Origin of the sequence: Clostridium sp. YIM B02506, assembly GCF_022324845.1 — a bacterium.
Lineage (GTDB): Bacteria > Bacillota > Clostridia > Clostridiales > Clostridiaceae > Clostridium_T > Clostridium_T intestinale.
Genome location: NZ_JAKGTG010000031.1, coordinates 1 through 20,768 on the forward strand (window position 1 = coordinate 1; position 20,768 = coordinate 20,768).

General features: G+C 31.6%; 22 protein-coding genes. 1 reads left to right on the forward strand and 21 read right to left on the reverse strand.

Translation table 11 applies throughout. The features are described from left to right. Positions 1–298: 298 nt before the first annotated feature. The 4 genes from L1S49_RS18555 to L1S49_RS18570 form a co-directional block, all read right to left on the reverse strand. Positions 299–964: a methyltransferase domain-containing protein gene (locus tag L1S49_RS18555; protein WP_238906885.1), complete on the reverse strand. Its 666-nt coding sequence runs from the start codon at positions 962–964 to the stop codon at positions 299–301. A gap of 243 nt (positions 965–1,207) precedes the next feature. Beyond that, the gene (locus L1S49_RS18560; protein ID WP_238906886.1) at positions 1,208–1,420 is read right to left on the reverse strand and encodes a DUF4351 domain-containing protein; all 213 of its coding nucleotides are present in this window, start codon (positions 1,418–1,420) and stop codon (positions 1,208–1,210) included. An 89-nt stretch (positions 1,421–1,509) separates the two neighbouring features. Beyond that, on the reverse strand, positions 1,510–1,731 hold the full coding sequence (locus tag L1S49_RS18565; RefSeq protein ID WP_238906887.1) for a hypothetical protein: 222 nt from the start codon (positions 1,729–1,731) through the stop codon (positions 1,510–1,512). A 324-nt stretch (positions 1,732–2,055) separates the two neighbouring features. Beyond that, positions 2,056–2,601: a DUF4865 family protein gene (locus tag L1S49_RS18570; RefSeq protein ID WP_238906888.1), complete on the reverse strand. Its 546-nt coding sequence runs from the start codon at positions 2,599–2,601 to the stop codon at positions 2,056–2,058. Positions 2,602–2,771: 170 nt separating this feature from the next. Here L1S49_RS18570 and L1S49_RS18575 point away from each other — a divergent pair, with 170 nt between their 5' ends. After that, entirely contained in the window at positions 2,772–3,623 is an 852-nt protein-coding gene (locus L1S49_RS18575; protein ID WP_238906889.1) for a LysR family transcriptional regulator, read from the forward strand. 44 nt (positions 3,624–3,667) lie between these two features. On the opposite strand, the gene mnmA is transcribed toward L1S49_RS18575, so the two are convergent. The 17 genes from mnmA to L1S49_RS18660 form a co-directional block, all read right to left on the reverse strand. Further along, the gene (gene mnmA, locus L1S49_RS18580) at positions 3,668–4,744 is read right to left on the reverse strand and encodes a tRNA 2-thiouridine(34) synthase MnmA (protein ID WP_238906890.1); all 1,077 of its coding nucleotides are present in this window, start codon (positions 4,742–4,744) and stop codon (positions 3,668–3,670) included. A gap of 15 nt (positions 4,745–4,759) precedes the next feature. Continuing rightward, positions 4,760–5,197 carry a Fe-S cluster assembly scaffold protein NifU gene (gene nifU / locus L1S49_RS18585; protein ID WP_021802293.1) on the reverse strand — a complete coding sequence of 146 codons (438 nt, stop codon included), beginning with the start codon at positions 5,195–5,197 and terminating at the stop codon, positions 4,760–4,762. Position 5,198: 1 nt separating this feature from the next. Continuing rightward, positions 5,199–6,383 carry a cysteine desulfurase NifS gene (nifS, locus tag L1S49_RS18590; RefSeq protein ID WP_238906891.1) on the reverse strand — a complete coding sequence of 395 codons (1,185 nt, stop codon included), beginning with the start codon at positions 6,381–6,383 and terminating at the stop codon, positions 5,199–5,201. Next, complete coding sequence (locus L1S49_RS18595) at positions 6,376–6,837, reverse strand: Rrf2 family transcriptional regulator (RefSeq protein WP_073015724.1); 462 nt, start codon at positions 6,835–6,837, stop codon at positions 6,376–6,378. The genes nifS (L1S49_RS18590) and L1S49_RS18595 overlap by 8 nt, the downstream gene beginning before the upstream one ends. Before the next feature lie 199 nt (positions 6,838–7,036). Then, positions 7,037–7,465 carry a NifB/NifX family molybdenum-iron cluster-binding protein gene (locus L1S49_RS18600; RefSeq protein ID WP_238906892.1) on the reverse strand — a complete coding sequence of 143 codons (429 nt, stop codon included), beginning with the start codon at positions 7,463–7,465 and terminating at the stop codon, positions 7,037–7,039. Between the two features lies 1 nt (position 7,466). Beyond that, positions 7,467–8,114, reverse strand: a complete 648-nt coding sequence (locus L1S49_RS18605; protein ID WP_238906893.1) for a DUF1847 domain-containing protein — start codon at positions 8,112–8,114, stop codon at positions 7,467–7,469. A gap of 81 nt (positions 8,115–8,195) precedes the next feature. Then, complete coding sequence (gene nifH, locus L1S49_RS18610; protein WP_238906894.1) at positions 8,196–9,071, reverse strand: nitrogenase iron protein; 876 nt, start codon at positions 9,069–9,071, stop codon at positions 8,196–8,198. Position 9,072: 1 nt separating this feature from the next. After that, entirely contained in the window at positions 9,073–9,420 is a 348-nt protein-coding gene (locus L1S49_RS18615; RefSeq protein WP_238906895.1) for a NifB/NifX family molybdenum-iron cluster-binding protein, read from the reverse strand. A gap of 154 nt (positions 9,421–9,574) precedes the next feature. Further along, the gene (nifS, locus tag L1S49_RS18620) at positions 9,575–10,714 is read right to left on the reverse strand and encodes a cysteine desulfurase NifS (protein WP_238906896.1); all 1,140 of its coding nucleotides are present in this window, start codon (positions 10,712–10,714) and stop codon (positions 9,575–9,577) included. A 36-nt stretch (positions 10,715–10,750) separates the two neighbouring features. Beyond that, positions 10,751–12,277, reverse strand: coding sequence for a nitrogenase component 1 (locus L1S49_RS18625; protein ID WP_238906897.1), 1,527 nt, complete (start codon positions 12,275–12,277; stop codon positions 10,751–10,753). Positions 12,278–12,302: 25 nt separating this feature from the next. Further along, positions 12,303–13,643 carry a nitrogenase component 1 gene (locus L1S49_RS18630; protein WP_238906898.1) on the reverse strand — a complete coding sequence of 447 codons (1,341 nt, stop codon included), beginning with the start codon at positions 13,641–13,643 and terminating at the stop codon, positions 12,303–12,305. 27 nt (positions 13,644–13,670) lie between these two features. After that, the gene (gene cysK / locus L1S49_RS18635) at positions 13,671–14,615 is read right to left on the reverse strand and encodes a cysteine synthase A (RefSeq protein ID WP_238906899.1); all 945 of its coding nucleotides are present in this window, start codon (positions 14,613–14,615) and stop codon (positions 13,671–13,673) included. Positions 14,616–14,678: 63 nt separating this feature from the next. Beyond that, a complete protein-coding gene (locus L1S49_RS18640) occupies positions 14,679–15,722 on the reverse strand; it encodes an ABC transporter substrate-binding protein (protein WP_238906900.1) in 1,044 nt (347 codons plus the stop codon). A 12-nt stretch (positions 15,723–15,734) separates the two neighbouring features. Continuing rightward, complete coding sequence (locus L1S49_RS18645; protein ID WP_238906901.1) at positions 15,735–16,514, reverse strand: ABC transporter ATP-binding protein; 780 nt, start codon at positions 16,512–16,514, stop codon at positions 15,735–15,737. After that, positions 16,508–17,455: an ABC transporter permease subunit gene (locus L1S49_RS18650; protein WP_238906902.1), complete on the reverse strand. Its 948-nt coding sequence runs from the start codon at positions 17,453–17,455 to the stop codon at positions 16,508–16,510. Before L1S49_RS18650 ends, L1S49_RS18645 begins: the two co-directional genes overlap by 7 nt. Positions 17,456–17,680: 225 nt before the next feature. Then, positions 17,681–19,381 (reverse strand): methyl-accepting chemotaxis protein, encoded by a 1,701-nt coding sequence (locus tag L1S49_RS18655; protein WP_238906903.1) that lies wholly within the window; start codon positions 19,379–19,381, stop codon positions 17,681–17,683. A gap of 106 nt (positions 19,382–19,487) precedes the next feature. Beyond that, on the reverse strand, positions 19,488–20,765 hold the full coding sequence (locus tag L1S49_RS18660; RefSeq protein ID WP_238906904.1) for a replication-associated recombination protein A: 1,278 nt from the start codon (positions 20,763–20,765) through the stop codon (positions 19,488–19,490). Between the last annotated feature and the right edge of the window lie 3 nt (positions 20,766–20,768).

The following is a 20,768-nucleotide window of genomic DNA, read 5'->3' on the forward strand; positions in this document are numbered from 1 at the left end:
GGTATCTTATATTCCGGTAGATATCCTCTGCATAAATTATCAAATATGTTCAATGACTAACTTAATGACATTGATCCCAACAAGAGTAGCACTTTTTCTTCTAAATACATTTAGTTAAATCCAATAGCCCTAAAACAAAATAATCACTTTGTGAAAGTGACTAGCAACAAATATAAAATTTGTGCTCTCTACTTTTGTTCTAAGGATACTTAGTGTTAGCGCACTAAGTATTTCTTATTTATAATATATCAAAAATAAAACAAACACAACCTAATTTTACATTCAAATAATATTTACTTTATTTCACACACCTAAAATACACAATAGATTTAATATTATAAACCTCAACTTTTCTATATAGTTTATTCAGTATTTGAGAAACTTCATCTTTAGTATAAAAGGGAGGTGTAAACCATCCTTTGGGCATTAGGAATTTGTTTACTATAAAATCTGTTGTTTTTCGTTCACCACTAATGTAAAAGCAACCACAGAATATACCACCTTTTTTAAGAACTCTTGCAGTTTCTTTAAATGCATTTTCTTTATTAGGAAAAGCATGAAATCCATTCATTGAAAGAACCAAATCAAAATTATCTGCTTCAAAAGGAAGATTGGACACATCACCTTGTACACATTTAATATTTCTGATTCCCATATGTTCAAAGCGTTTTTCAGCCTGTGAGAGCATATCTGTAGAATAGTCTAATGCAGTAATATCAGCATTTTTTATGGTTTTATATTTATTTGCTGTAAATACTGCTGTTCCTACTGGTACATCAAGCATTTTACCATCGAAGTCATTGGGAATAAAAGAAAGTAGTGTTAGAACATAATCCTCATCTTTCATACCCCATGCAAATTTATTATAGGCTTTTGACCAAAAACTATTTGCTGTCAAAACATCGTCATAAATGTTTTTTGACTCTTTATAAGCAACCTTAATTTTATCCTCTGTATCATTCATAAAAAGACCTCCTTACTATACCGCAAGCTCAACTATAGTAATTTTAGTGTTCTCCTCATTTCTATTTCCTTATATAGTTATTATATAGCATTTTTTACAGCTAATTCAACGAAAGCATATAAACTTAACTATTCTATAAGGTTATAAAAAAAGGATTATTGATATCTTTAGTTGATATCAATAATCCTTTGGTGTGAATTAAGTCTAAAATGAACCTGAAGAACATTCGGTTCTTCTACAGTATTAAAGTGTAAAGTATTTTTCTAAATCTTGAATTTTTTCTAATTCAAAAATATCTGTAGCTATTTCTTCTACAACAACTTCTGGTGAAACTTTTATTTTATCAATATATTGTTGAGGTACTGATTTAAACTTTTTAATTAATTGTTTTATTAATACCTCTGCTTTTCCTTCTAATTTTCCACGTTCAAAAATCATTTGTCCAACTTCTGTCATCTATATCGCCTCCGTAAGCTTAATTCTAAGGAGTTTAATTCAACAACTCCACTATAAATCTGTAACTGACATTGTAATCTCTCCATTATCTAAAATGGTATTTCATCATCTAATTCGCAGATTTTTTCTGATTTCTCTACTATATTTGTTTCTATTTCTTCATAAAACAAACCATAAGGAACCCCACCTTCTGTAAATCCTGCTATAAATTCCATACCATATACCCCTTTTAAATACTCTTCATACTGATTTTCTGACCATACTTCAAGGTTATCATTAGTTCGCCTTTTATATTTTCTCTTTTTACTCATGTTTTATTGTATTATCTCCTATTAATTTTCTTATTAACTTTATAATCATTTAAAAACTAAGATTAAGTTTCTTGGTCTTGATATATAAGTTAAAGTGAAAAAAGTGCCCCATCCCAACAAGATTAGCACTTTTTTCTCAAAATAATTAAATCCAATAGCCCTAAAACAAAATAAGCATCTTGTGAAAGTGACTAGCTTGCGCTATCACTTTTGTTCTAAGGATACTTAGTGTTGACGCACTAAGTATTTTTTACTTACACTTTATTTTATCAAATTTCTATAATAAATAAACCCTTATTTTTAATTTAAAGCATATTTCTATTATCATTTCTCTTCCGATATATGAAGTACATTATAAATTATCCCTTTTTCTGATTTTACCTTGCTTAAATCTTCTATAAAATAGAATATACTATATTTCCACTTATCTGGATTATAAATAACAACATACTCTACGTCGTAAAGTTTAGGCATATTCTTTTCTATTTCGTCCTTTAAGTTTTTCAAACTTTCTTGAGGTTTTATTTCTTTTGTTATTTCAAATATGTATTTTATATTTTTAAAATCCTGAGTTGTTGTATCAATTAATGGTATTCCTACATTGACTTTTTGCCATCCAAAGGAAGTTATTATATTATCATAAAAGCCATCAAATAGGAATTTATTTAGGCCCTTGCTGTCTTTCCATATATATAAAGGGCAATAACTATTTTGTAGGTTATTATTTTCTCCCTTTTCTGTTATAAGATATAGTTTGATCTTTAAATCTTCAAAACCATCGGTTTTATGACCATTATTTTTGACTCTGTCCTTTATTATATTCATATCATAATCGCTGGGTAATATAATCTTATATTGTGTTGCTATCATTTTACTCTCATCCTCCTTGTATTTTTTATAAATTATAAGAATAGTTATTTTTGTTTTTACAATTATAGTTTAACTCCCAAAATAAAAGCTGTATAATACTTATAAATAATAGCTAATATCATTTTTAGTGATATCACAATATAAATATTATTTCTGAAAGGTTTTCTACTATGGAAATTAATGATTTAAGAATATTTCAAATGGTTGCATACGAAAAGTCTATATCAAAAGCTGCCTTAAACCTTGGATATGCACAGTCTAATATAACTATGAGAATTAAGGTTCTTGAAAATGAACTAAATACAACTTTATTTACAAGGAATAATAGAGGTGTCACTGTTACTCCCAATGGTGATAAACTACTTGAGTATGCTGATAAAATTATTAGGTTAGTGGATGAAGTTACAGAAGAGTTCTCCCCTTCTAAAATCAGTTCTAAACTTACAATTGGAGCTACACAAACTATTTCAGCCTCTAGACTACCTAAGTTATTTGCTTTATTTTATGATAAAAATCCTTCTGTAGCTTTAGTATTAAAAACTGAAAAGCAAGAAGTTCTTTTAGATAAACTTTCTAAACATGAGCTAGATGGTGCCTTTATATATGATGAATATCCATCTATTAAGTTTAAGGAAGTTTTTAGTTTCATGGAGGAGGTGGTTTTAATCTCTTCTACCCCCATTAATGATATTAATAATATAACCACACCAATAATAGTAAATACAGATAATTACTGTCCCTATGGTAAGCTTCTAAAAAAATGGTTTGCTACTAACCACTTAAGTCCAGTTAACATCCTAGAGTTTGATACTTTGGAATCTATTCTTAATGGCGTAAATAGTAGTCTAGGTGTGTCTCTTTTACCTAAAAGTATTTTGCCTAAAAACAATAATTTTCATGTTTATGATTTAGGTGAGGATTTTAATAAACTTAAGCTTAAATTTGTAATAAATGACCATGTAAAACTTAATGCTTCACTTAAAAGCTTTATTGATATATCAAAAGAATATATAAATAGATAGCAAAAAAAGAGCTCTTGGTTTCACCCAAAAGCTCTTTTTAAGTTCTATAGAATACTTTCTATTATTCCACCGCCAACTACATTGTTTCCATCATAGAATACAACTGATTGACCCTTGGTTATGGCTCTCTGCTTATCCTTAAAGCTAACTTTTACCTTACCATCTTCATAAGGTGAAACAATTGCTTTAGCTGGTTTTGCAGAATATCTCATCTTAGCTGTAACTTCTATTTCTTTATCTAACTTATCAAAAGTTATGAAGTTTAAATCCTTAGCTATTAGATCTGTTTTAAATATGTCTTCTTCTGGTCCAAGGACTACTTCATTTGTCATTGGATTTATATCTGTAACAAAAACAGGTCTTCCAAGCGCTATTCCTAGTCCTTTTCTTTGACCTATTGTATAGTATACAATTCCTTTATGCTCTCCAAGTATATTACCAAATTTATCAACAAATTTACCAGTTTTAACTGTGCCAGGTTTAGCTAAAGTTATATAGTTACCATGATTGTTATCACTAACAAAACATATTTCTTGGCTATCTTTCTTATTATGAACAGCCAAGCCAATTTCCTTAGCTATTTCTCTTATTTTATCTTTAGTGTATTCTCCACAAGGCATTAATGTGTGCTCAAGCTGGTATTGAGTAAGGTTATATAAAGCGTAGGTTTGATCTTTTCTATCATCATCACTTTTTATAAGATTATATCTACCATTTTCTTTAGCTATTTTTGCATAATGTCCTGTAGCTACGTATTCTGCTCCTATTCCTTCTGCTTTTCTTAATAATTCATCAAATTTAAGATATTTATTACAAGCTACACAAGGGTTTGGAGTTTTTCCTTCTAAGTATTCATCTACAAAGTAGTCTATAACTTTTTCTTTAAAACTATCTCTAAAGTTTAGAACGTAAAAAGGAATACCCAGCTTATCTGCCACTCTTCTAGCATCATCTACAGCTGATAGTGAACAGCATCCACCTTCTCTTTCTTCATAGTCCTTATCTTCTTGCCATACTTGCATGGTTACTCCTATAACGTCATAACCTTGTTCTTTTAAGAGGTATGCTGCAACAGAGGAATCAACTCCTCCGCTCATACCTACAACAACTTTCTTTTTCATAAAACCACCTTTATATTATTCATCACCATGAACATGGTCATGAATATCATCATGTTCTTCAAAATCCCAACCTGTTAGATCTAATCCAGCATTTTTTCTATAATCATTTATAGCTTTATGAATAGCTTCTTCTGCTAAAACTGAACAGTGCATTTTAACTGGTGGAAGTCCATCTAAAGCTTCTGCTACTGCTTTATTAGTTAATTCCCAAGCATCTTCTAAAGTTTTTCCTATTATTAGTTCTGTAGCCATTGATGATGATGCAATTGCTGATCCACAACCAAAAGTTTTGAATTTAGCATCTTTTATTACATTATCTTCAACCTTTAAGTATATTTTCATTATATCTCCGCATTTAGCGTTTCCTACTTCTCCAACACCGTTTGCGTCTTCGATTTCACCTACGTTTCTAGGATTTCTAAAATGGTCCATTACTTTGTCACTATATATCATATTATTTTTCCCCTTTCTTTAAAAAGTCTTCCCATAGTGGAGACATATTTCTTAATCTTTCTATAATTGGAGGTACTACTTCTAAAACGTAATCTACCTCTTCTTCTGTGTTTCCATCTCCTAAAGACAATCTTAAAGATCCATGAGCTTTTTCATGAGGTAATCCTATAGCTAAAAGTACATGAGATGGATCTAGAGAACCAGACGTACAAGCACTACCTGAAGACGCACAAACACCTTCAAAATCTAATGAAAGAAGTATTGACTCTCCTTCAATAAATTCAAAACCTACGTTAACATTACCAGGTAATCTCTTATCACCTCTTGGTCCATTTAACTTTGTATGTGGCACTTTTAATAGTCCGTCTATTAGTTTCTCTCTAAGAACTTCCATAGCCTTAGTGTGTTCTTCTAGGTTTTCATAAGCAAGTTCCATAGCTTTACCAAGTCCTACAACTCCAGCTATATTTTCTGTTCCTGCTCTTCTTGCTCTTTCTTGACCACCACCGTGGATTAAATTATCTATTCTTACACCTTTTCTTATATAAAGAGCTCCTACTCCTTTAGGACCATAAAACTTATGTCCAGCTAAAGAAAGTAAGTCGATGTTCATGTCTTTAACATCTATCTCTAAATTTCCAATTGCTTGAACTGCATCTGTATGGAAAATTATTCTTTTCTCTCTACAGATTTCACCAATCTCTTTTATAGGTTGAATAGTTCCTATTTCATTGTTTGCAAACATTACAGAAACTAATATAGTTGTATCTTTAATTGCATTTACTAAGTCTTCTATTTTTATAAAACCTTCTGAATCAACATCTAGGTAAGTTACTTCAAATCCATTTTTCTCTAACCATTCGCAAGTATGTAATACCGCATGGTGCTCTATTTTAGTTGTAATAATATGATTTCCTTTTTTCTTTTGGGCAAATGCTACACCTTTAATGGCCCAGTTATCAGCTTCTGATCCGCCGCCAGTAAAGTATATTTCTGAAGAGTCTGCATTTAAGGGCTTTGCAACTCTTTCTCTTGCCTTATCTATAGCTCTTTTTGTATCTCTAGAAATTCCATAAAAGGATGATGGATTTCCAAAACTTTGAGTAAAATATGGCATCATTTCTTCTAGAACTTCTGGTTTAACATATGTAGTAGCTGAATAATCCATGTAAACTGTTTTATTCATTGTTATCACTCCTCTTCTCCATTTTTATCAAAGAATTTTTTGTTTTCATACTGTTATAGTCGTCAACAATGTCTTGTAAAGTTACAGACTCCATAACTTCATCAATACTTTCTTTAATTTTTTTCCATAAAAGCCTGGTTGCACAACAATCTAGGTTGTCGCAGACAACACCATCAATACACTCTGCTATTTCAACTGGTCCTTCTAAAATCTCCATTATATCAGAAACTTTTATTTCTTTAGGATCTTTGTTTAGTATATATCCTCCTTGGGCACCTCTTATACTTTTCAAAAGTTTTGCTTTTCTAAGTGGTGAAAATAATTGTTCTAAATAATATTCGGATATATTTTGTCTTTCAGATATAGTTTTAATTGATACAGGGTCCAGTCCATAATGTATTGCTAAATCAACCATAGCTTTTACACCATATCTACCCTTAGTAGATAATTTCAAAAAAATCACTCCTTAAAGCCGACTAAAATGATAAACTTTATTTTATAATAATAGCAAATCCGACCTTTACTGTCAACAATGAAAGTATTTACTTGTTATAGAATATTAAACTAATATTTATTTGTTAGTTTATATAAAACTATAAAGTCACATTTAAATCAATATATTTAAACATGACTTTATTATTTGCCGTAAATATCTATAATTTTTTTATTCTTTTATAATATTTAAATAGTCTCGAAAATGCCTCTTCAATATTTCCTTCAGCTTCTAGGGCACTTATACCATTTTTTAATAATAGCTTTTCTGCAAATTTTCCTATTCTATTTATTAATACCATATCACAATCATTTAATAACTTCACTTTAGAAAATAAATCATCATTATTATGCTCTTTAGGTGAGTAGCCTGACCCACAGCCCCCATTACTATTGCCATGACAGCCTAAAGATTTTACTTCGTCATATGTTTCTATAAAATCCTCTTTATCATCTATACCTTCTCTAATATCTAAAATATTAAAATTACCATCTTCTATAAGTTCAAAAATATAAAATTTATTACAACTTCCAAAATGTTGATCTATAACTATTCCATCACTGCTTCCTGCAGCTATTCTAACGCCCATTCTAATTCTCCTCTTTTAGAAGTCTGCTGTAATAAAAACAAGACGCATATAATGCACCAACTGGGTTATGTGCAAGTATTCTATCTTTGGTTACAAGTGTTGTTACTGGCGCTTCTGAATATTTCATAAACAATGAATCATGCCCAACGCAAAGTCCTACAACCACATTAAGGTCTGTTTTTTCTTCATTTAATATCTTAGCTTGAGCAATAGGGTTACAGAGCGCTTCATACCCACTTTTTATAATCTTATCCTCATCTTTTATTCCTATCTCATTTTTATCAGTTCCTCCAACCTTACAAGCTACACTATAAAAGTCTAAGCCTTTTGCTTTAAGGATTTTACCAAAGATTTTACTTTCTTCAATAAGTCCTATACAAGTTGCAATGCCTATCTTCTTTGCGCCTATTTTTTTTGCAAATACTATAATTTCCTCTGCTCTTGTTAGCTGTCCGTAGTACTGTCCCTCAACTTCTGCTGATGCATGAGCAATCTTTGATACTAGTTCATCATTTTTATATAAATCCAAAGCCTCATCTAGAATTTTTTCGTCAACATTTTCTGTAAGACAAAATGGTGGGAATACACTATCCCTAGATTTGCAATTATATGTTCCACAATTTGTACATGATTTTTTTAACTCTGTCATTTATATTTCCTCCCTTTATTTTTTGTCATTTAAAAAAATCCCTCATGAGATTTATCCACATGAGGTTTAATTATTGTAAGTTTATATTCCTGCTGCATTTGAAGTGATTTGTCCACTCTCTATAGCAAGAAGTTGATCTGCCCATTTTCCTGCCCAATCCTTAAGTTCTCCTACTGTAAGTGGAGATGGCACTTTAGAATCTGTATGTTCTGAAATTCTTTTTGCAAGTCTTTTATAAATCTTAGCTTGTTCTGAATCTGGAGCAGCTTCTATAGTAGTTTTACCTTGAAGCTCACTTTGGGTGACAGTTATTGATCTTGGAACATATTCCATAACCTGAGTGTTAGTTCTAGCCACAAAATCATCTATTATTGCTTTAGAATAAGGTTGATTAATTGAGTTTGCTATAACTCCTCCTAATAAAGCTCCACCTGAATTAGAATATCTATGAATTCCTTTAAAAAGATTGTTTGATGCATACACCGACATAAAGTCAGATGAAGATACCGTGAAAACATGCTCTGCTATCCCTTCACGAATAGGAACTGCAAATCCACCGCATACAACATCTCCTAAAACATCATATATAACATAATCTAAATCTAGTTCCTCAAATACTCTTTGTTGTTTAAATAGCTGAACCGCAGTTATTATACCTCTTCCTGCACATCCAACGCCTGGAGCTGGCCCACCTGCTTCTACACAATATATCCCATTGAAGCCTTGAAATATTACATCATGTGCATTTACCTTGTTTTTTTCTCTTAAGGTATCAAGTACAGTTGGAATGTAAGTACCATCTCTTAGTGTATTTGTTGAATCGCTTTTTGGGTCACATCCAAACTGCATAACCTTATAGCCCATTGTGGTTAATGCTGCACTTATATTTGAAGTTGTTGTAGATTTACCAATGCCACCTTTACCATAAATCGCAATCTGTTTCAACTTTTTAGCCATATTAAATTCCTCCATCAACTTTTAAATAATATAGTATTATCTTATTTAAAGCATCCTCTATTAAAGTTTTAATTTCAAACACTTCTATTCCCCTGCTTTCTAATGCTTTTACTGCAACATATCCTATCTGAGTAATTAAAACCGCTCTACATCCTGCGAGTTTTTCTGTTGCTAGTAAAAGTTTTTCTTCATTATGATCTCCATTATTACAAAATGGAGATGCTTCTAATACTTCTGAAAACTTATATTTATCTCCTTCTATATTAAATATTAAAAACTTACTTGCTTTACCAAAATGCTCATTTATAACCTTACCATCACTACTTGCTACCGCTATTTTATAAGCCATTTATCCACCTCTTATTTATAAGAAGTTGCTAATGTATCACCAGATTTTAGTCATCTACTAAGATTACCAGGGGACATAGTTCTTAGGATTCTCTAAAAATTCTGGTCGCCAAATAACATTAGCAACACTTATTTAAGTTTTATTCTATTTGTAATTATAAATATGAATCTATTTTCCTAAGCCTGGTCACTATATCCTTAGTAGTTTTTATTACATAATCTATGTCTTCTTTAGTGCTTCTTTCTCCTAATGTAAATCTAATTGAGCTTTTAGCTTTGCCCTCATCTAATCCTATAGCTACAAGCACATGAGATGGATCTAAATATTTAGATGCACAAGCACTTCCACTAGAAACGTATATTCCTGCTTGATTTAACAATAGTAGGGCTGACTCTCCATTTATATTTTCAAAGGAAACATTAACGTTTCCCCATACTCTATTTTCTCCACTAGGTCCATTTAGTCTACTATTAGGAATGCTTAATAACCCATCAATAAGTCTATCTCTAAGTCTTTTTATCTTATATGAGTTTTCATTGATACTTGAAGTAATAAGTTCAATCCCTTTACCTAGTCCTACTATCCCAGGAACATTTTCGGTTCCTGCTCTCTTAGACCTTTCTTGTCCTCCCCCATGTACCAAGGAATCTATATTAACTCCATTTCTTATATACAAAGCTCCAATACCCTTAGGCGCATAAAACTTATGCCCTGATATTGACATTAGATCAATATTAAGTTTATTTACGTCAATATCTATATGTCCAATTGCCTGAACTGCATCTGTATGAAAATATACCCCTTTTTCTCTACATATAGTTCCTATCTCTTTTATAGGTTCAATAGTTCCGATTTCATTGTTTACAAACATTATTGAAACAAGTATTGTAGTTTCTTTAATTGAGTTTTTTAATTCTTCCAGATTTATTATTCCAAATTCATCTACAGAAAGATAGGTTACTTCAAAACCTTGTTTCTCTAGATAATCACAGGTATGCAATATAGCATGATGTTCTATTTTTGAAGTTATAATATGATTTCCTTTATTTTTATTAGCTAAGGCTATTCCTTTTAATGCCCAAGTATCAGCTTCAGAACCTCCATTAGTAAAATATATTTCATTTTTCTCTGCTCCTATAGCTTTACATACTCTTTCTCTTGCTAACTTTATCCCATTTTTAGGTTCATCGGAAATATCATAACTTGAAGAGGGATTTCCATAAAATTCAGTAAAATAAGGCAGCATTTCATTTAATACTTCTGGTTTAGTATAGGTGGTAGCTGCATAATCCATATAAACTGTCTTTTTAATAGATGTACACCTCTTTTCTTATCCTAAATCTTCTTGATTTTTTATATAATGAAATGGATTTTGTGAATACCATTCTTTTTTATATGGTAATTTTACATTCTCTGAAATATTTTTGTTAAACATAGTATTTTTTAATATTCTATTTAATCTTCTAGCTATTTCAAAAGCTCCAGAATAACCTAGGTAATTGTAGCTTGGGCCAAACAAAGGGAAGACAGGCACTCCTTGTTTTGCTATATGTCCATTTCCTCCTACATGACCTATAACTAAGTCTGGTCTTTCTCTTTCTATTAAATTTGCTAATTCAAAAGGCTGTTGAGTAGCTGCGTTAAATAATATCTCATCTTTATTAGGTAACACTTCTATTAATGGATCAGCAAATTCATCATAATGAAATCCTCTCATACCTATTACTTCCATACCCAAATCATCTAAAAGCTCTGCTGTAGATAAGATTCTTATTTCTCCACCAGTTAAGTAGGCTCTTTTTCCTTTTAGCGTTTTTCTATACGGTTCTAATGCCTCATCTAATTCCTTACTTTCTTTTTCTATAAGTTTTTCTGCCTCTTCCTCAAGTCCAAAAAATTCAGCTATATCTTTAATCCATATCTCAGTATTTTTCCTACCTATAGGAATGGTTTTAAGTACAAATGGTATTCCATAAAGAAGTTCTAAATGTTTTGAGAAATAGTCATCATGTGTTGCACAAATACTTATGTTTAAAGCAGCTTCCGTAACATATTTAAAGGTATCTGTTTCAGCATAACAAGGCAAAAATCTAACAGTTAATCCAAGTGCATTTAAAAGTCTCTCTAATTCCACTTCATCATCTCTACTCATAGAAGAAACATTTAAAACATTAACTGTGCGATTTATTCTATATTGTTCTTTTAACTTCTCTATTTCATTTTCATATATCTTTTCTTCTAAAGGTATCTGTTGATCTCTTACAAAGTTTCTTAATAAGCCATGATAAACGGCATCATAGGCTGTAGCCATTATCCTAGTTTTAAAACCCTCACAATGAACTGCTACTAACTTAGCTGACACTTGTGGTCTAACTTGCTGAAGCAAACCATCTATATCATCGCCTATTAAGGCTGGTACACAACCATTTGCAACTATAATGGATTCTGGTCTAAACTCACTTTCAGCATATAATACTGCTTCTTTTAGTTTATCTAATCCACCACCTATAACATCTGCTTCATTTAAATTTGTATTTAGCCATATATTAGCTTTTGCATCAGGATCTCTTAATTGTTTAAATTTTTTACTCAAAGCCGCATTTGCTATACTACAGCTGCCACATCCAACAGGGGCATGCATTATAATAACAGCATTTCTTAATGTATTAAGTATTGCCAGACTTAAAGTAAATTGGCAGCCAAATGTTTGTGAAAAAGCTCTTTCGTTACCATTTACACAATTTCTTTTCCCACAGCTTACAATTTCTGAACAAGTTCCTCCAAAGGCATTAGTTACTACAAACCTATCTTCTCTTGGAGGTGGTGTTTTAGAATCTATATAATTTATTGTACTCATATTTTCCCTCCTAAAAATTTATTTTCTATCTACCACTTACAAGTAGAGTGATTAAATCTTCAACTAAATTAATGCCACCTCTAAAGCCAGCATACGCTCTACTTAAAGATACTCTTGAAGTTACTGGAAAAGAAACATTAAGTAGTGGATATCCAAACTCTTCTGAAAGATCTCTTTCAAAAGAACTACCTATTATAACTGCTGGACCAAAGGAATCAAAATACTTACTTCCATTATTCTGAGGCCATACTTTTTTTAGATGCCTTTTTACAGATGAGGTATCAGTATCAAAAACCACAGTTGGTTTTAAACCTGACTCGTAATCTTCAAATCTTTCCAGAAGCTTTTCCTTCTGCTCATCTTCTAATATATCTGTAATAACTGTAAGGGAAGGTATCCATCCTAATTCATCTGATATAAATTTAGTTACAGCAGGTCCATAGTTTGCGTCTCCAACAACTATTCCGTAACGCTGCAAATCCACATCATTAACTATATCTACTATCCTTTCTAGATAATCATAGTAAATTCCCTTTTCTTCTTTTATAACTTTTTCTGTTAACTTATCTTCTAAACCTAGTGATTCAGCTACTAAGCTAACGAATTCTTCTGAAGCTCTTGCACCTATTGGTATTGATGTAACAATATATGGCGTGCCATGTACTTCTTCAAATACCTTAGCTGGGTCAACTCCATAAAAATCAGATACTACAATATTTAACTTTGCATCCCCAATATTTTTTAAATCTTCTAAGGTTTCTCCTTCTCCAAAAATAGTGTTAACTTTTAATCCAAGTTTACTTAAAAGAGTTTTTAATTCTCTTAAGTTCCCTTTATAAAAAGCATCCTGAGCAGGAACCACCCCAAATATATTAACTACATCCTCTTTCTTTTCTTCTTTTTTCAAAACAAACTCTCTAAACAAAGTTTCTAATATCAAGTCATATCCAGTAAAAGAATTCCCCCTAAACCCACCAGTTTCAGCAACAAGTATAGGATGTCCATCATCCGAGAATTCTCTAGTAACTCTTTTAACATCATCACCTATCATCTCAACCATACAACCAGTAACTACTACATAAAGGTCTCCATCAACAATTTCAAGAGTTGACTTAATCTGCTCTTTTAATCTGTCTTCTCCTCCAAAAACTATATCTCTTTCTATTACATTAGTACTTGGAAGCGCAGTTCCCGAAACATAACCTGATCCAAAGTGTCCTCCACCTGGATTTGTAGCATTTGAAATATTAGCACCGCATCCTGAAGATGCATGCACTATAGGTACAGTTCTTGGTAAGGCATGGAGGGTCTCTAACCCTCCACCAAGGGAACACACATATCTTGGTCTATCAATAAATCTACTCATATCTTAACTCCCCTATTTTATAGATTACTAAAGTCTTTCTTCGTCTTGGAAAAGCGGTGTGGACAAATATCTTTCTCCAGTATCAGGCAATAAAACTACTACTACCTTACCCTTATTTTCTTCTCTTTTTGCTATTTGAGTTGCTGCAAAAGCTGCTGCTCCAGAAGATATTCCTACTAACAAACCTTCACTTTTTGCTAATGCTTTAGAAGTTCTAAATGCCTCTTCATTTCTAACTTTATAAATCTCATCAATTATTTCATTATTAAGAACCTTAGGTACAAAACCAGCACCTATTCCCTGTATTTTATGAGGACCTGAAGCTCCACCTGATAATACTGGTGAATCATATGGTTCTACAGCTATAATTTTTATATCAGGATTCTTTTTCTTTAACGCTTCACCTACACCAGTTACTGTTCCACCTGTACCTACTCCAGCAACAAAAACATCTATTTTCCCATCTGTATCAGCCCAAATTTCCTCAGCAGTAGTTTTTCTGTGAATTTCAGGATTAGAGGCATTTTCAAACTGTTGAGGTATAAAGGAATTAGGAATTTGAGCTGAAAGTTCTTCTGCCTTTCTAATAGCTCCTTTCATACCATCTTTACCTGGTGTTAATACTAGTTCTGCCCCTAATGCTTTAAGTAAATTTCTTCTTTCTATACTCATGGTTTCAGGCATTGTAAGTATTAGTTTATAGTTTTTAGATGCTGCAACAAAGGCTAAAGCAATCCCTGTATTTCCACTTGTAGGCTCTATTATTACACTATCCTTGTTTAGAACCCCCTTTTCTTCAGCATCTTGAACCATTGCATATCCAATTCTATCTTTTACGCTTCCACCTGGATTAAAGTATTCTAATTTTGCTATTAATTCTCCTTGAACTCCATTTTCTTTATTGTAGTCTGTTAGTTCTAACAGAGGTGTATTCCCTATTAAATCAGTTAATTTCTTTGCAATTTTACTCATAATAAAAACCCCCTATATTTTATTGATAGCTCGCTATCTATATAGATAGCAAGCTATTAAGTTTTATTTTTTTACATCAGAAGACTTAACTTCATTTGGAACATTATCAAAATTTGCAAAACTCTTTTTGTGAAGTGCTTCAATATCAACATTTTTGTCAAGCATTCCCACTTCTTGAAGAGCTTTTGCTGTTGCCCCAAATGCATCATAAGCTCCACTTACAGATGGTATATAGTTATATGTTTTTAAAACTTCTGCATTAAACGCTGCATCACCTGCTACCCATTTATTATCTACTTGTATTTTTGTAGCCTCATCTTGATTTGCTTGTATCCAAGCACTTGCTTTTTGCATAGCTCTTGTATATTTAGCAGCAACTTCTGGATGTTCACTTGCTATATTTTCACGAACATAGGCTGAGCAGCAATATTGATCTTTATATTTTTCATCTAAAGCGGAATCCGCAATAGTATTTAAGTTATATTCTTTTTTAGCTATAGATGCAGTAGGGTCATTATTTGCTATAGCGTCAATTGATCCATTTTCTAAGGCAATTGGAAGATCGTTAGCACTAAAAACAACGAATTCAACTTCCATTTTTTCTGTACTTACACCAATTCCAGCATCTGCAAGAACACGTTTAGCAAAAATAGCTGGGCTTCCAGTTAAACCTGGAACTCCAATTTTTTTACCTTTTAAATCTTTAATACTTGTTATTCCTGAATCTTTTTTTACAAGCACCTTATCGCAGCCTGTATGTAATCCAGTAGTGATTTTTACTGGTAATCCATTTGAAAGTGGTTGAATTAAACTTGCTAAAAGTCCAAATCCAGCTTCTGTTTTACCAGCTGTTACAGCTTCAAAAGCAGTTCCTGGGGCTAATTTAATTAAATCTACCTTTAAACCTTCCTCATCAAAGAAGCCTTTTTCAGCTGCCATATGAACAGGAGCTTCACACAAACTTCCACTATATCCAATCTTTAATACATAATCATCATCTCTTGAGCTCACATTTGATGATGAGGTCTCTTTTGTTTTTGAGCATCCAGCAAATATCAAAGTTATAGATATTAATGCTAAGACTATAGAAATAAATTTTTTATTCATTATACATCCCCCTTATAAATAATAATCTGGTTCATCTACTGCACCAGCAAAATTCAATATTTCTAATATTTTAGAACGTAAACTTAAAAATTCTGGTGTATTACGCGCTCTAGGTCTTGATGTATCAACTTCAATGCATGTCTCAATCTTAGCCGGTCTTGGAGTCATTACTATTACCCTATCTGATAAATAAATGGCCTCATCTATATCATGAGTTACCATTATCATGGTTGTTCCTCTCTCTTTCCATATACGAATTAATTCATCTTGCATATTCATTCTTGTAAAAGCATCTAGTGCTCCAAGAGGTTCATCTAAAAGTAATACTTTGGGATGATTAACTAATGCTCTGGCAAGTGATGCCCTTTGAGCCATTCCTCCAGAAAGTTGATGAGGATAAGATTTCTTAAAAGAAGCCAATCCCACTAAATTAATAAATTCATCAACCTCTTTTTTCTTTTCTTTATACACTCCTCGAGCCTTAAGTCCAAATGCAACATTATCATGTATATTTAACCACGGAAAAAGCATAGGATTTTGAAAAACAAGACCTCTTTCATAAGATGGTTTATTTATTTCTTCATTATCTATATATAAGTTACCTTCATCAGCTGTATTAAGTCCAGCTATTAACCTAAGTAAAGTGGATTTACCACAACCAGAAGGCCCTATTAGTGATACAAACTCTCCTGCCTTTATTTTGAGATCAATGCCACTAAGTGCTACAACCTCTCCTCCATCTAACTGCGAAAAACGCTTTATAACTTTTTCTACTTTTATCGCTCCTACCATTTTATAACTCCTTTCTGCCATACAAGAACCTTGTCACGAGCTCTAAAAAGTATAGTAATTAAAATCGAAAAGGTAACTGCGATTATTATAAGTCCTGCATATACATTGGCATAAGCCATCATATCTTTCTGCCAATTGATGTACCATCCTATCCCATTTTTAACTCCTAACATCTCAGCAGTCATAAGTGTTATGAAAGAAGCACAGGTTCCATTAAAAAGACCTATAAACATGTGAGGCATAGCTGCTGGTACTCCAACTTTAAATATCTGATAATACTTTCCTGCTCCCAGAGTGCTTGAAACCTCAAAATAAGCATTTTGAATATTTGCAATACCACTGCTTGTCATGACAGTTGTTGGAAACCATACAGCAAGAGCTATTAAAAATGCACTAGCAGAAAATGTAGTTGGAAAGCTTATTAAAACTATAGGAATCCACGCAGTAGATGGTATTGGGCCAAGTATACGAACTATTGGATTCACCCAATAACTAGTCCATTTACTGAATCCCACACTTATTCCCGTAACAAATCCTGAAATTGCTCCAAATATATATCCTGTTATAAGAAGTTTCCCAGAGGATGTTAAACATAGTGCTAGAAAATTTTTTTCTTCAAATATTACTCCAAAAATTTTATCGAAAGTTGGAAAATATATAATTGGAAGTAATGTAAATTTCTTTGTAATTAAGTTAAGAAAATTTAAAAATAGAACAGCTACTGCATAAAATAATGCTTTTTCTACAATCCAAGTTTTAGTCTTCTCATTAAAATAAGAAAGGATTGCTACAGCAGCAAAAAATACAAACAAAATTATTAGTAAATATACTAAATAGGGATGTTTTGCTTTTATATGTTTACCAGAATCCTTAACAAAAATGTCTAAAGCTATAGCTAAAATGATTGATAAAACTGGCAACCATATATTTAATTTTTTCACCTATATTAACCTCCTCCAAATAAATAAACATAAAGTTATAACTCTTTGGTTGTACTTAATTCGTTTATATAAATAAAAAAACCAAGACATCTTTTTTAAAGATATCTTGGTCTCCAGTTTTCTGGTCAACTCTCGAACTATATTTCCAACCATTCCTATAGGATATGTATATATAATATCCTATGAATTGTTTTTAGTCAACCATTTTATACCTATTTTTTTATTTTAAGATAGTTTAAACCTATTGATATTAGTTATCATATCTTCTGACATATCATTAAGTGCTTGTGCTGAATTAGCCACCTCATTTGATGAACTATTCATCTCATCTGATGAAGATGCTATTTCTTCTGTTGAAGCAGTAATCTCTTCTGAAACAGCTGATACATCTTCTATTTTAGTTAATATAGTATTCTTTTGGCTATTTAGATTATTTAGTGAAGCTGTGGCTGTTTTAATTCTTGGTCCATTTTCATTTATTGAATCAAAAACTTTCTCAAAAGAGTCTGTGATACTACTTATTACATTTATTTGGTTATGTAATTCATTTTCCATGACTTTAGTTGTATCAACAACCATGTTTTTCTCTACACCTATGTCTCTTATTAGGGTATAGATATTTTCTGATGAGGTTTTACTTTGTTCTGCTAGTTTTCTTATTTCTTCTGCTACAACAGCAAATCCTCTACCATGTTCCCCAGCTCTAGCAGCTTCTATGGATGCATTAAGAGCTAAAAGGTTAGTTTGTTCTGCTACACTATTGATTAAGTTTGTTATTTCACTTATCTTGTCTACATTACTACTTAAATTATTAATTTTACTTACTACATCCTTAAATTTTGTTGATACTTCATCAATAGATTTCATAAGTGCTTGTACATATTGTTCGCTACTATTAACTAAGGTTTCACTAGTTTTTGAGTTAGTTTCTATAACTCTTATAGCTGAAACTATTTCATCAAGGTCATTTGAGAAGTCTGATAATATACCATTGATATTCATAATCTCCTCACTTTGTCCAGTTGTTCCCTTAGCAACTTCTTGAATTGCAAAGTTTACGTTAGTTGAGGAAGCAGACATTTCTTCTGCTGTAGCTGCTAAATTTTCTGATTTTCTGCTTATCTCTTCTGAGTTATTTTTAATAAGTTTTATGGTTTCAGATATATCCCCTACAGTTTTATGTAAGGTATTACTCATAACCCCAAATTCATTTTCACTGTCTGTGCTAAAGTCTACTGTAAAATCGCCTGTTGCAAGCTGTTCAATTTTATCTGTCATAATTTTAGATGCTTTTCTAATAACTGTTATAATAGTCGCTGAAATAAGCAAAAATCCTACTACAGCTAAAGATATAATCAAATTCAAGTTTTTAGCTGTCTTTGCATAAACATCCTGACTCTCCTCATTAAGCTTTGCAGCCTCTTCAATATCATATGTCTTTAAGTTAAATAAAGCTGTTTCTCCATTAGCTGCATATTCAGAAAGCTTACTATAATCATATTCTGACATAGGTTTTCCTTTAGATAAATCACCTTCAATTACTGTCCAAATATTTTTGTATGAATCGTAATTTTTATTAAATATATCTAATTCCCTTTTTTCATTTTCATCAAGATTTAAAGTTGAATATTCTTTTAAATAATCATTAATTTTGTCATAATGTTTATTTATAGTTTCACTATATTTTTTGTCATATTTTATTATACTTTTATGAGTTTCTATTCTTATGTTTGCAAACTCACCTCTTATTCCAGCACTAAGGCCTAAAGGTTCTACTCTTTCGGTATACATCATATCAATATTGTTATTTACCTTTTTAACTCCTATGTATCCAAATATTCCAACCCCTACTGTAACTAATACTGCAATTAGAGATAGTACTATAAAACTTCTTATAATCGTAATATTTCTAAGTCTAGTTATCAAAATAAACATCTCCTTACTTGATATTAATACAATTATATCAAGTAAGGAGATTATAAACAATAATTATTATTAATTAATCTTTGTTATAAAAATCCAAATCTTATGATCATTTGTTTTTATCTTTTATAGTTTTCCAATACTTCTTTATACTTTCTTCATACTTATTACCTTGCTCTTCATAATAAACTCTATCTTTAATATTATCAGGCAAATACTGCTGCTCTATATAATGATTTTCATAGTTATGTGGATATTTGTATTCTATTCCTCTTCCTAAAGTTTGTGCGCCAGCATAATGAGCATCTTTTAAATGAAGGGGAATATCATCTATATCCATGGTATCTAAATCACTCATAGCCTTATCGATAGCTAAAATAGCTGAGTTTGACTTAGGAGCAGTTGCTAATAAAATTGTGGCATGAGCTAAAGGTATCCTTGCTTCTGGAAATCCTAACATATTAGCACTATCAACACAGGCTTTCACTATGGATACTCCTTGAGGATATGCAAGACCTATATCCTCAGCTGCAATAACCATTAATCTTCTACATATAGATACTAAGTCTCCTGCCTTAACTAGCCTAGCTAGATAATGAATTGCTGCGTCTGGGTCACTTCCCCTTATGGATTTTTGAAAGGCACTTAAAATATCATAATGTGCATCTCCACTAATATCATAATTAAGTATCTTCTTTTGCACTGAGTCTGCTGCAACTTCTTTATCTATTATTATTTTCCCTTCACTATTAGGATTAGTTGAATAAAGAGCTACTTCTAAACCATTAATAGCTTTTCTCACATCTCCATTAGCAGAATCCGCAAAAAATTCATAACCTTCTAAAGTAACTTCTATATGTACTCCTCTATAATCCTCCTGTGCCAAATCCCTTGCTCTTTTTAAAGCATCTATAACATCAATTTTCTCTAATGGCTTAAATTCAAAAATAGTGCTTCTACTTAAAATCGCCTTAAAAATATAATGGAAGGGATTTTCTGTAGTAGACGCTATTAAGGTAATTCTTCCATCTTCTATAAACTCTAATAAAGACTGCTGTTGTTTTTTATTAAAGTTCTGAATCTCGTCTAAATATAAAACAACTCCATTACTCCCCATAAAGGTATCAAGTTCACTTACAATCTGCTGAATATCTTTTAAAGAAGCATTGGTTGCATTTAGCTTATAGAATCTCTTGTTCGAAGTTTCTGCAATAATATTAGCTACAGTAGTTTTCCCAATACCAGGTGGTCCATAAAATATCATATTAGAAATTCTGTTGCTTTTAATTATTCTATTTAAAATCTTACCTTCCCCTAAAATATGCTTCTGTCCAAACACTTCATCTATATTTCTAGGTCTGACCTTATCCGCTAAAGGTTTATACATTAC

Bases quoted from the DNA above. Each gene is read 5' to 3' on its own strand.
- L1S49_RS18560 (WP_238906886.1), bottom strand. From the start codon at position 1,420: ATGACAGAAGTTGGACAAATGATTTTTGAACGTGGAAAATTAGAAGGA.
- L1S49_RS18600 (WP_238906892.1), bottom strand. From the start codon at position 7,465: ATGGGCGTTAGAATAGCTGCAGGAAGCAGTGATGGAATAGTTATAGAT.
- L1S49_RS18575 (WP_238906889.1), top strand. From the start codon at position 2,772: ATGGAAATTAATGATTTAAGAATATTTCAAATGGTTGCATACGAAAAG.
- L1S49_RS18605 (WP_238906893.1), bottom strand. From the start codon at position 8,114: ATGACAGAGTTAAAAAAATCATGTACAAATTGTGGAACATATAATTGC.
- L1S49_RS18625 (WP_238906897.1), bottom strand. From the start codon at position 12,277: ATGAGTACAATAAATTATATAGATTCTAAAACACCACCTCCAAGAGAA.
- L1S49_RS18615 (WP_238906895.1), bottom strand. From the start codon at position 9,420: ATGGCTTATAAAATAGCGGTAGCAAGTAGTGATGGTAAGGTTATAAAT.
- L1S49_RS18555 (WP_238906885.1), bottom strand. From the start codon at position 964: ATGAATGATACAGAGGATAAAATTAAGGTTGCTTATAAAGAGTCAAAA.
- cysK (WP_238906899.1), bottom strand. From the start codon at position 14,615: ATGAGTAAAATTGCAAAGAAATTAACTGATTTAATAGGGAATACACCT.
- L1S49_RS18570 (WP_238906888.1), bottom strand. From the start codon at position 2,601: ATGATAGCAACACAATATAAGATTATATTACCCAGCGATTATGATATG.
- mnmA (WP_238906890.1), bottom strand. From the start codon at position 4,744: ATGAAAAAGAAAGTTGTTGTAGGTATGAGCGGAGGAGTTGATTCCTCT.
- L1S49_RS18640 (WP_238906900.1), bottom strand. From the start codon at position 15,722: ATGAATAAAAAATTTATTTCTATAGTCTTAGCATTAATATCTATAACT.
- nifU (WP_021802293.1), bottom strand. From the start codon at position 5,197: ATGATATATAGTGACAAAGTAATGGACCATTTTAGAAATCCTAGAAAC.
- L1S49_RS18565 (WP_238906887.1), bottom strand. From the start codon at position 1,731: ATGAGTAAAAAGAGAAAATATAAAAGGCGAACTAATGATAACCTTGAA.
- nifH (WP_238906894.1), bottom strand. From the start codon at position 9,071: ATGGCTAAAAAGTTGAAACAGATTGCGATTTATGGTAAAGGTGGCATT.
- L1S49_RS18660 (WP_238906904.1), bottom strand. From the start codon at position 20,765: ATGTATAAACCTTTAGCGGATAAGGTCAGACCTAGAAATATAGATGAA.
- nifS (WP_238906891.1), bottom strand. From the start codon at position 6,383: ATGAATAAAACAGTTTACATGGATTATTCAGCTACTACATATGTTAAA.
- L1S49_RS18630 (WP_238906898.1), bottom strand. From the start codon at position 13,643: ATGAGTAGATTTATTGATAGACCAAGATATGTGTGTTCCCTTGGTGGA.
- L1S49_RS18645 (WP_238906901.1), bottom strand. From the start codon at position 16,514: ATGGTAGGAGCGATAAAAGTAGAAAAAGTTATAAAGCGTTTTTCGCAG.
- nifS (WP_238906896.1), bottom strand. From the start codon at position 10,714: ATGGATTATGCAGCTACCACCTATACTAAACCAGAAGTATTAAATGAA.